Annotated in this window: 7 protein-coding genes (1 of these 7 only partly in view); 3 read left to right on the forward strand and 4 right to left on the reverse strand. The window is 62.8% G+C overall.

Annotated elements, in window-relative coordinates:
• The first annotated feature begins 62 nt into the window (after positions 1-62).
• Together HXW87_RS15390 and HXW87_RS15395 are read left to right on the forward strand one after the other, a co-directional pair.
• Positions 63-944: a LysR family transcriptional regulator gene (locus tag HXW87_RS15390; protein ID WP_047293740.1), complete on the forward strand. Its 882-nt coding sequence runs from the start codon at positions 63-65 to the stop codon at positions 942-944.
• Positions 937-1,203 carry a hypothetical protein gene (locus HXW87_RS15395; RefSeq protein ID WP_239776499.1) on the forward strand — a complete coding sequence of 89 codons (267 nt, stop codon included), beginning with the start codon at positions 937-939 and terminating at the stop codon, positions 1,201-1,203. The genes HXW87_RS15390 and HXW87_RS15395 overlap by 8 nt, the downstream gene beginning before the upstream one ends.
• 70 nt (positions 1,204-1,273) lie before the next feature.
• Here HXW87_RS15395 and HXW87_RS15400 read toward each other — a convergent pair whose 3' ends face one another.
• The 4 genes from HXW87_RS15400 to HXW87_RS15415 form a co-directional block, all read right to left on the reverse strand.
• On the reverse strand, positions 1,274-1,753 hold the full coding sequence (locus HXW87_RS15400; RefSeq protein ID WP_047293742.1) for a copper chaperone PCu(A)C: 480 nt from the start codon (positions 1,751-1,753) through the stop codon (positions 1,274-1,276).
• Complete coding sequence (locus tag HXW87_RS15405; RefSeq protein ID WP_041067212.1) at positions 1,753-2,358, reverse strand: SCO family protein; 606 nt, start codon at positions 2,356-2,358, stop codon at positions 1,753-1,755. Before HXW87_RS15405 ends, HXW87_RS15400 begins: the two co-directional genes overlap by 1 nt.
• Positions 2,359-2,514: 156 nt before the next feature.
• Positions 2,515-3,921 (reverse strand): efflux transporter outer membrane subunit, encoded by a 1,407-nt coding sequence (locus tag HXW87_RS15410; protein ID WP_275588677.1) that lies wholly within the window; start codon positions 3,919-3,921, stop codon positions 2,515-2,517.
• 85 nt (positions 3,922-4,006) lie between these two features.
• Positions 4,007-4,801 (reverse strand): helix-turn-helix transcriptional regulator, encoded by a 795-nt coding sequence (locus HXW87_RS15415; RefSeq protein WP_041067206.1) that lies wholly within the window; start codon positions 4,799-4,801, stop codon positions 4,007-4,009.
• 488 nt (positions 4,802-5,289) lie between these two features.
• On the opposite strand from HXW87_RS15415, the gene HXW87_RS15420 reads away from it, so the two are divergent.
• Positions 5,290-10,775 carry the 5' portion of a non-ribosomal peptide synthetase gene (locus HXW87_RS15420; protein WP_275588678.1) on the forward strand. The gene runs 22 nt beyond the window's last position, so only the first 5,486 of its 5,508 coding nucleotides appear in the window; its start codon is at positions 5,290-5,292; the stop codon falls past the right edge of the window.

Below are 10,775 nucleotides of genomic sequence, written 5' to 3' on the forward strand. Positions count from 1 at the left end.
ATCCGTTTTCGGGATAAATCCGCTAAAGATGAAATGACTATTCCACTCATGGAGCAATTTCCGTGGAGCTTTTGAACGATATGGCGCTGTTTGTGGAGGTAGTGAAGGTGCGCAGCTTTCGTCGCGCGGCCGAGGCACTGGGCATGCCCAATTCGACTCTATCGCGGCGCATCAGCGGCCTTGAAAAGGCCATTGGCCTGCGTTTGCTACATCGCACCACGCGCAAGCTTGAACTGACTGAAGCCGGGCAGCTGTACTTTGACCGCTGCAAGCGGATCGTCGAGGAGGCGCGCCTGGCGCACGAGCAACTGGGTGAAATGCTGGCGCAGCCCAGTGGACTGCTGCGCGTGTCGATGCCGGTGGATTTCGCTAACGTTTATCTGGCACCGCTGATCGCCGAATTTGCCGGGAATTACCCGGGCATCAGCTTCGATTTCGACCTTACGCCACGCCAGGTGGATCTGGTCAGCGAGCCGGTGGATGTCGTGATCCGCATGGGTGAGCCGGCGACGTCCAATCTGATCGCCCGCAAGCTCACCACGTTGCGACGCGGGTTGTATGCATCACCGGGGTATCTGCAGCGTTTTGGTACGCCGCGGCAACCGAGTGATCTGGTGAAGCACGAGTGCTTGCGTTTGCGCACGCCAAGGCCGGACAACTGGATCCTGTCTACGGCCGGAGAGACGATTGAAGTCGAAATCGCCGGACGCTTTCAGCTCAACAGTGTCGGCATGCTCAGGCGCCTGGCCATGCTTGATCAGGGAATCGCCGTGTTGGCCGAAGGCATTGCCGCCGAAGATCTGGCCAGCGGCGCGTTATGCCGGGTGTTGCCGCAGTGGCAGTCCAATTCAATTGCGGTATACGCACTGACGGAAACCCGCTTGTTGCCGGCCAAGACCCAGCGTTTCATCGAGTTTTTGCGCGAGCGGCTGGTGGATGCCTGAGGATGTTGTCGGCGCCAGCCTGAAGCTGTTCACCTGGAAAACCGTACTGATCACCCTTGGGCTGTGGACAGTGGTCAACCTGATCACTGGTTGGCTGGGGTTCTTTGCGGCGGCCGGTTATCTCGGTTATCGCTGGAGTCAGGTGTTGAAGCGCAAGCAGCAGTTGGCTGCGGCGCCCGTGGAGAAAACTGCGGCGGCTTCACGCTCGGGGATGTCGAGAGAAAGCGTGCGCAACGCACTGGCCCGCAAGCGCGGCTGACAGGTGCGATAAAAAAAGGGGCGACCTGATCATCAATCAGGCCGCCCCTTTTTATTACCGCCAAGTCAGATCAATGCATCTTGCTGTGATCGTGGCCTTCCATGTGCGTCAGCGCACGGACTTCGGCTTTGACTTCGACGGTTTCTTTCTCGCCCTTGGCGTTTTCCACGGTCAGGGTCAGCGGCACGCTTTCGCCTTCCTTGAGCTGAGCGGTCAGGCCCATCAGCATCACGTGGTAGCCGTTCGGGTCGAAGCTGACCGCTTTGCCGGCCGGCAGGTCGACCGATTTGACCGGGCCCATGCTCATCACGTCGTTCTTCATGGTCATTTCGTGGATCTGTACATCTTTGGCCACCGGCGAGGCCACGCTCAGCAGTTTGCTGTCGCTGTCGGCGGTGACGGTCATGAACGCACCGCTGGCCGATTGGGTCGGTACGGTCGCACGCACCCAGGCGTCGTCGACCTTGGTCTGAGCGCTAGCCTGAAACGCCAGGCCCAGCAGGGACACAGCGAGAACGGCGCGTTTGATGTTGTTCAAAACGGGGTGCATCAGCAGACCTCCATAACGGTGAGCAAATCTTCCGTGCACTCTTGTGCCGAAAGCGATACAGACAGACCCAGGCGCAACTGGCCGCGCGAGTCGTAGACGTAACTGGTGGACGTGTGGGAGATCGTGTAGGTGTCGCCCGCCGGGACCTTCTCGTAGAACACGTCGAATTCCTTGGCCGTGGCCTTGGTTTCCTCGACGGTGCCGTACAGCGCGACGAAACTCGGGTCGAAGGCTTTGACATAGCTGTCGAGGATCTGCGGCGTGTCGCGTTCCGGGTCGAGGGTGATGAAGATCACCTGCAGACGGTCGCCGTCCTTGCCCATCAGTTTCTTGATTTGCGCGGCGCGGGCGAGGGTGGTCGGGCACACGGCCGGGCATTGGGTGAAGCCGAAGAAGATCATCGGCATCATGCCGCGGAAGCTCGACAGCGTCATGGTTTCGCCGTCGGTGTTCTTCAGCTTGAAGGTGCGCCCGAGGATCTTGTCGCTCAGGTCCTTGCCGTACTTGTACGACAGTTGGCCACGGGTGTCGCAGCCGGCGAGCAGGCCCAGGCCCAGCACGCCCATTCCCGCAAGCACCTTGCGGCGAGTCAACAAAGCCGTCATCTAATACCGCCTTTTGCAGCCCGTCAGTCGGCAGGACTGGCGGGGGGTTAACCGTAAAAGCGGCGCATGATACCAAACTGACGGCAGACGCCGGCCACGGATCGCCGCGTGGCGCAGGATCTGGCGACAAAAGGTGTAAGAAAAAGTGACGGGAGGCTAATGAAAATTCGCCTCATCGGCCCGCCAGCCGCCGCCCAGCGCGGTGTACAGGTTGACCTCGGCCACCAGTTGCGCCAGCCGATCGGTGATCAGCCCCTGCTGTGAACTGAACAGCGAACGCTGTGCGTCGAGAAACGTCAGGCTGCTGTCGACGCCATTCTGATACCGATGCTGCGCCAGGTTGTAGTAGTCCTGAGTGGCCCGCACCAGATCGCGTTGTGCCTGCAATTGCTGCTGATAAGTGCTGCGCGCCGCGAGGCCATTGGCGACTTCCTGAAACGCGGTCTGAATCGATTTCTCGTATTCGGCGACTGCGACGTCTTTCTGCAATTTCGAATAATCCAGGCTCGCGCGCAGGCTGCCGGCATTGAAAATCGGCAGGTTGATTTGCGGCTGGAACGTCCAGGCGCCGGAGCCGGCGCTGAACAGCCCGGACAGATCGCGGCTGGAGGTGCCGGCACTGGCGGTCAGGCTGACACTGGGGAAAAACGCCGCGCGCGCCGCGCCGATATTGGCGTTGGCCGCCTTCAGTTGGTACTCGGCCTGGAGAATGTCCGGGCGCCGTTGCAGCAAATCCGACGGCAACCCGGCCGGCAGTTGCCGGATCAGATCGCTGGCCAGTGGTTGCGCCGGCAGTTGCTCGGGGACGGGCGCGCCGACCAGCAACGTCAGGCCGTTCAGATCCTGCGCCACCTGGCGTTTGTAGCGCGCCAGATTGGCCCGCGAACTGTCGACGCTGGTCTTGGCCTGCGCCTGTTCCAGCGCCGAAGACTTGCCGGCGTCACGGTTGCGCGTGGTCAGGCGCAGGCTCTGTTCATCGGCGACGAGGGTCTGGCGCGTCAGTTCGAGCAACTCCTGATCGGCGCGCCAGGTCAGGTAGGCATTGGCGACGTTGGCCACCAGACTCAGCTCGGCACTGCGCCGCGCCTGCTCGGTCGCCAGCCAGGTCTGCAGCGCCTGCTCGCTGAGGCTGCGCACCCGGCCGAAAAAATCCAGCTCATAGGCACTGACGCCGAGATTCGCCGCATAGGTCGAATTGATCATGGCTTTGCTGCGGGTCACGCTGGGCGGCAGGCGCTGGCGCGACTCGCTGGCATTGGCCGACACCGCCGGCAGCAGATCGGCGCGCTGGATCCGGTACTGCGCCTGGAACGCCTCGACGTTCAGCGCCGCCACGCGCAGGTCGCGATTGTTCACCAGCGCGCTTTCAATCAGCTGTTGCAGCGCCGGGTCGTTGAACAGCGTGCGCCAGTCTTCAGTGCGCGCTGCGGCGGGTGTCTGTGTCGGGTAAACCGCACCTTGCGGGTACTGCGCCGCGCTCGGTGAGGCAGGGCGCTGGTACTCGGGAATCAACGAACAACCGGCCAACAGGACGGCGAGGGACAGCAGGGACATGCGCAACATCGAACGCTCTCATGCAGAAAAAATACGTGCCCGGGGACTCAGTCTCCACACCCCTCGCGAACACCGTTGAAGCCTGACTTCGCCGTTATGCCCCCGCCATCCAGCGCGCCAGGCCATGCCGTCCGCTGACGCCCAGTTTGGCGGTGGCACGCTTGAGGTAGGTCTCGACCGAACTGCTCTTGACCCGCAGCTGCTCGGCCAGTTGCGGCACGGTGCCGCCGGTCAGCAGCCCGAGGCAGACTTCCTTTTCCCGGGCCGAGAGGACAATGGCGCCCAGCGCCAGGCGCTCGTCGAACACCTGTTGCAACGGCGCCTGCTCCAGATCGGCCAGGGGCAGGCGCGGTTGTTTGGCGACGATCTGTCGACTGAGTTGCGCGTGCCGTTCAATCAGCGGCAACAGGGTGTCGGACAGGCTTTTGAGAAACGACAGCTCCGGCAGGGAAAACACCCGTTGCGTATGCGGTCGGTAGAACGAGATGACACAACGGCGGTTGGAGGTGCGCGACACCAGATTGCACTGGTGCACGCTGTGCTGCGGATGGCGGGGCTGGAGTGAGGCTTTGAGTTGAATCAGCAGGGAATCATTCATCTCGATCATCTTCTGCAATAGCGGATGATCGTCCGGACTCGTCAACGGGTCTGGCGGTGGAAAGGTCTGCGGCAGGCCGGCGCTGCCCAGCGCCTTGATCTCGACCACGCTGGCCTGACGTTCGTCCAGCGTCCACTCGCTGAGGTCGACGCGATTGACCGGCACCAGGGTGTCGACCAACTGGAACAGGTTATTGGCGAAGTGATCATCGCCGGTGCTGGCAATCAGTTCCCCCAGTTGCCAGTAGAAGTGCGGGTTTTCCATGTTGCGAATGCTGCCGGTCAGATTCATATCCTTGTCATCCCTGGTTCCGAGTCATCACCGAGTCGTCCGCTGTTGATGCAAAAGCCGCCCACGCAATCGTCTCTCCTTGAAACTGATCTGGGGCGGGATTTAAGCCTATGGATTTGTCCTACGTCTGTAGGGGAAAACAGGGACACAAAGTGCCATCATTTCTGAAAGTTGGCGCCGGGCTTCTGACGGTGCCTGGTACAGCGGTCGCGCTTTGCGTGACTGTTCGGTCACGGCAAAGGCTTGAAAACCGGGGCAGTTACCTTTTCATGTGCTGACTGCGCTGGTCGATGGCGGCGTCAGCGTGTGGCATTTTTCCTACAAGAATTTCAGTATTTCCTCTCCGAACTTTTAGTGGGTTCCCACCCAATAAGGCTGTTCAAGCGCGGACTGGCCGGCGCGTGGGACGAGGTTGTCCGGGTTTCAGGTGTCATGTCGGCCTCGGGGCCGATGCTTGAATAGGCGCAAAATCACCTGAGAAGGATCTTATGCCGCCTATTTCCGCCCCTGCGGTGGCCACGCCGTCCGCATCGCTCCAGACGTATCCGCTGACCGCTGCGCAGCTGGATATCTGGCTGGATCAGCTGAGTCGCGGTGATTCGCCGCTTTACAACATCGGCGGCTACATGGACCTCAGTGGCCCGCTGGAGCCGGCCCGGATGCAGGCCGCGCTGGAAGCGCTGGTGGCCCGGCATGACGCAATGCGCACGGTGCTGTTGCCCGGCGCCGGTGCAACAGGCTTGCCGCTGCAGCAGTTTGCCCGGTCAGTCGCAGTGCCGATGCCGATTCACGATGTGTCGACGCACGGCGAGCCTGAATCGGCGGCGCGACTATTGGTTCAGGCGCGCATCGATCAACCCTTCGTGCTGGACGGCGGCTGCCTGTTCCGCTTTCAGTTGATCCACCTCGATGACCAGCGACATTGGTTAGCCGTGCAGGCTCATCACTTGATCTTCGATGGCTGGAGCTTCGGCGAAATGTTCAAGTCGCTGGACGAGATCTATAACGCGCTGGCGCACGGCCAACCGGCACCAGTCACGGCGCCGTCGTACATCGACTTCATCGAAGACAATGCGCGCTACCAAGCGTCGCCGCGTTATGCGCAGGATCGCGCCTACTGGCTGGACAAGTACCGACAGATGCCCGAACCGCTGTTGCTGTCGCGGCACCCGCAGCGCCAGACCGGCCCCGCCGCGCAGACGCAGGTCTACACGCAGCCCTTGCCGACGCTGCTGCACGAGCGCATGAAGCAGGTGGCCCGGGCGTACGGTGCCTCGGCGTTCCATGTGCTGCTGGCGGCGCTGCATGTCTACTTCAGTCGCAGCACGCAGCGTGACGAATGGGTGGTGGGGTTGCCGATTCTCAACCGCTCCGGCGCGCGCTTCAAATCCACCCTCGGGCTGTTCGCCCAAGTCAGCGCGGTGCGCATGGGTTTCGGTCGCGAATCTACCTTCGCTGAGCTGGTGAGCGCGATCCGTGATGAGCTGCGCAAGGATTTCCGCCATCAGCGCTTCCCCGTGAGTGAAATGAACCGCGCCCTGGGTTTACTGCGCGAAGAGCGCTCGCAGCTGTTCGAGGTCACGGTTTCCTACGAACAGGGCACTCACGATTATCGCTACGGCGAGGCATCGGGACGGATCATCAAGGCCTCGAACGTCGAGGAGGCCACACCGCTGGCGGTGCACCTGCTGAGCAGTCTTGCCAACGACGACGCGCGCCTGTACCTGATCTACAGCGAGGCATATTTCAGCGCCGATCAAGTCAAGGCTCTGGCGGAACGCTGGTTGTTGATTCTGGAGCAGGGGCTGGAGGCGGTGAACCTGCCGGTGGCGGATTTCGACCTGAGCACGCCCGAGGAAACCGCGCTGCTGCAACAGTGGAATGCCACGCGGGTGAACTACCCGGCGCCGACCACCCTTGCGCAGCGTATCGAAGCGCAGGCAATGCTGCGGCCGCAGGCGCTGGCGGCGGTTGCTCAAGGGCAATGCCTGAGCTATGCCGAACTCAATCAACGTGCGAATGCGCTCGCTCATCATCTGCTCGACCTCGGTGTGCGCCCGGATGACCGGGTGGCGATCATCGCCCAGCGCGGGTTCGACACACTGGTCGGGTTGTTGGCGATTCTCAAGGCTGGCGCCGCTTACGTACCGCTGGATCCGGCGCATCCGGCCGAGCGCCTGAGCTATCTGCTGGAGGACAGCGCGCCCATCGCGGTGCTGACCCAGCGTGCGCTGCGCGGGCATTTGCCGGCGCTCTCGGTGCCGGTGATCGAGCTGGATCAGCCGAGCTGGTCCGCCGAGCCTGTCGGCGCGCCGAAAGTGTCGGGGCTGACCCCGGCCAACCTCGCTTATGTGATTTACACCTCTGGTTCCACCGGTCTGCCCAAGGGGGTGATGGTCGAGCACCGCACCCTGTGCAATCTGGTCGATTGGCACGCTGACGTTTTCGACCTGCGCGCCGGCAGCCATACCTCGAGCCTGGCCGGCTTCGGTTTCGACGCGATGGCCTGGGAAGTCTGGCCGGCGCTGTGCGTGGGCGCGACCCTGCACCTGGCGCCGGTCAGCGAGGGCGGCGAAGACATCGATGCGCTGCTCGACTGGTGGTGTGCGCAGCCGCTGGAGGTGAGCTTTTTGCCGACCCCCATCGCCGAATACGCGTTCAGCCGCCAACTCGCTCACCCGACGTTGCGCACGCTGCTGATCGGTGGTGATCGCCTGCGCCAGTTCCCGCGTCAACAATCCTTCGAAGTGATCAACAACTACGGGCCGACCGAAGCCACTGTAGTGGCGACCTCGGGTCGCATCGACGTCGGGCAGGCGCTGCACATCGGCAAACCGGTAAGCAATGCCACGGTGTATCTGCTGGATGAACAGCAGCAACCGGTGCCGCTGGGCGTGAGCGGCGAGTTGTACATCGGCGGGGCCGGCGTGGCTCGCGGTTATTTGAACCGCGCAGAGCTGAGCGCCGAGCGCTTCCTGCGTGATCCGTTCAGCGCTGAGCCGTGGGGGCGCCTGTATCGCACTGGCGATCTCGCACGCTGGCGCGCCGACGGCAATCTGGAGTATCTGGGGCGCAACGATGATCAGGTGAAAATCCGTGGCATCCGGATCGAACCGGGGGAAATCGAGAGCGCACTCACCAGCCATCCAGCGGTGCGCGAAGCGGTGGTGCTGGTGCGCGACGGACAATTGTTGGCGTGGTTCACCGAGCGGGTGCCGTTGAACATCAATGAACTGCACGCACACCTGAAAACCCGCCTGAGCAGCGCCATGCTGCCGAACGCCTACGTGCGTCTGCCGGCGCTGCCGCTGACCGCTAACGGCAAGGTTGATCGCAAGGCGCTGCCCGCGCCCGGGGCAGAAGATTTGATTCGCCGCGAATACGAGGCACCGCAAGGCGAGGTCGAAATCGCCCTGGCGCAGATCTGGGCCGAAGTCCTGCAAGTGGAGCGGGTCGGGCGTCACGATCACTTCTTCGAACTGGGTGGGCATTCGTTGCTGGCGGTGATGCTGATTGAACGCATGCGTCAGCTCGATCTGAGCAGCGACGTGCGCGTGCTGTTCAGCCAGCCGACGCTCGCTGCACTGGCCGCTTCGGTCGGCAGCGGTCGGGAAATCGAAGTGCCGGCCAACCGCATCGCCGCCGATTGCACGCACATCACGCCGGCGATGTTGCCGCTGGTACAACTGCAGCAGATGGACATCGAACGGATCGTCGCCAGCGTTCCGGGTGGCGCCGCCAATGTGCAGGACATCTATTCGCTGGCACCGCTGCAGGAAGGCATTCTCTACCACCACATCACCGCTGAGCAGGGCGATCCGTACCTGCTGCAATCGCAACTGGCGTTTGACAGTCTTGAACGCGTCGAGGCCTTCGCTGCGGCGCTGCGCGAGGTCATGGCGCGCCATGACATTCTGCGCACTTCGGTGCTCTGGGAAGGCCTGACCACCCCCGTGCAAGTGGTGTGGCGCGAGGCGATTGTGCCGTTGCAGGAGGTCGAACTGGATCCGGCTGACGGCCCGGTCATCGAGCAGTTGCACGCGCTCTTCAATGCCAGGGCCTATCGCCTCGACGTCAGTCAGGCACCGCTGATGCGTCTGGTGTATGCCCGTGATCCGGCTATGGAGCGAGTGGTGGGGATTCTGCTGTTCCATCATCTGGCCATGGACCACATCGCCCTTGAAGTGATGCGCGGCGAGCTGCAGGCCAGCCTGTGCGGACACACTGTGGCGCTGGCGCCGCCAGTGCCGTATCGCAATTACGTGGCGCAGACGCGGCTGGGCGTCAGCGAGCAGGAACACGAGGCGTTTTTCCGCGCGCAACTGGCGGACATCGACGAGCCGACCCTGCCATTCGGGCTGCAGGAAGTGCAGGGCGACGGACGCGGCATCGACGAAGCGCAGCAGGCGCTGCCGACTGACGTCTATCAGCGTCTGAGCACCCAGGCACGCCAGGCCGGGGTCAGCGTGGCGAGCCTGATTCATCTGGCGTGGGCGCGGGTGCTGGCGGCGACGTCCGGCCAGCAGCGTGTGGTGTTCGGCACGGTGCTGATGGGACGCATGCAAGGCGGTGAGGGCGCCGACCGGGCCTTGGGCGTGTTCATCAACAGCTTGCCGCTGCGCATCGACGTTGATGCCGGGGTGCTGGACGCCGTGCGCGCCACCCATGCGCGACTGACCGCGCTGCTCGGCCATGAGCACGCGTCGCTGGCACTGGCTCAGCGCTGCAGCGGCGTCGCCTCGCCGTCACCGTTGTTCAGCGCGCTGCTCAACTACCGGCACAGTGACGAATCTGAATTGCTGGAGCCGTCCAGTCAGGCCTGGCAAGGCATCGAAACCCTGGCCAACGAGGAGCGCACCAATTACCCGCTGACCATGAGCGTGGATGATTACGGCAACGGCTTGCGCCTCACCGGCAGGGCCGTGGCGCAGATCGGCGCGCAACGGATTTGCGGCTACATGCAAACCGCGTTGAGCGGCCTGGTACAGGCCTTGGAGCAGACTCCGCAACAACTGTTGAACCGCTTGCCGATCCTGCAAGCCGAGGAGTTGCAACGTTTGCTGATCACGTTCAACGCCACCGAAGTCGATTGTCCGCTGGACCCGCCACTGCACGCGTTGTTCGAAGCACAGGTGCGGCGTAAGCCAGACGCCATCGCGCTGCAATCCGCGCAGGGAACCCTGACTTACCTCGAGCTCAATCAGCGCGCCAATCGCCTGGCCCATCACCTGCGTGAACTCGGCGTTCAGCCGGATGCGCGGATGGCAATCTGTGTCGAGCGCGGGCTGGATCTGGTGGTCGGTCTGCTGGGAATTCTCAAGGCCGGCGGCGCTTATGTGCCGCTGGATCCGGACTATCCGCAGGAGCGCCTGAACTACATGCTGCAGGACAGCGCGCCGGTCGCACTGCTGGTGCATGGCGCCACGCGGCAATTGCTCGGCGAGTCGGGTGTGACGATGATCAATCTTGATCACGGCAGTTGGGAGCAGCAGCCGTCAGACAATCTGCAGGTGCCGGGCCTGAGTGCTTCGAACCTCGCTTACATGATCTACACCTCGGGTTCTACGGGGTTGCCCAAAGGCGTGATGATCGAGCACCGCAGTGCCTGCAACATGGTGCATTGGGGTTCGCAGCTCAGTCCGCCGACCGAACACGGTGCGCTGCTGCAAAAGGCGCCGTTCAGCTTCGACAGTTCGGTGTGGGAGATCTTCTGGCCGCTGTGTTCCGGGATGCGATTGGTACTGGCGCGGCCGGACGGCAATCGCGATTCGGCGTATGTGGTGCAGACCATTCGTGAGCAGCAGGTGACGGTGGTCAAATTCGTCCCGGCGCTGTTGCAGCAGTTCATTGAACAGGACGGTGTCGAGCAATGCACCAGCCTGACCGATGTGCTCAACGGTGGCGGCGAACTCAGTGCAGCGCTGGCGCGTCAGGTGCGCGATCGCCTGCCGTGGGTGCGGTTGCACAACGTTTA

The organism is Pseudomonas sp. Y5-11 (genome assembly GCF_022368695.1).
In the GTDB taxonomy this organism is placed as follows: domain Bacteria; phylum Pseudomonadota; class Gammaproteobacteria; order Pseudomonadales; family Pseudomonadaceae; genus Aquipseudomonas; species Aquipseudomonas parakoreensis.

Bases quoted from the DNA above. Each gene is read 5' to 3' on its own strand.
- HXW87_RS15395 (WP_239776499.1), top strand. From the start codon at position 937: ATGCCTGAGGATGTTGTCGGCGCCAGCCTGAAGCTGTTCACCTGGAAA.
- HXW87_RS15415 (WP_041067206.1), bottom strand. From the start codon at position 4,801: ATGAATCTGACCGGCAGCATTCGCAACATGGAAAACCCGCACTTCTAC.
- HXW87_RS15400 (WP_047293742.1), bottom strand. From the start codon at position 1,753: ATGCACCCCGTTTTGAACAACATCAAACGCGCCGTTCTCGCTGTGTCC.
- HXW87_RS15410 (WP_275588677.1), bottom strand. From the start codon at position 3,921: ATGTTGCGCATGTCCCTGCTGTCCCTCGCCGTCCTGTTGGCCGGTTGT.
- HXW87_RS15405 (WP_041067212.1), bottom strand. From the start codon at position 2,358: ATGACGGCTTTGTTGACTCGCCGCAAGGTGCTTGCGGGAATGGGCGTG.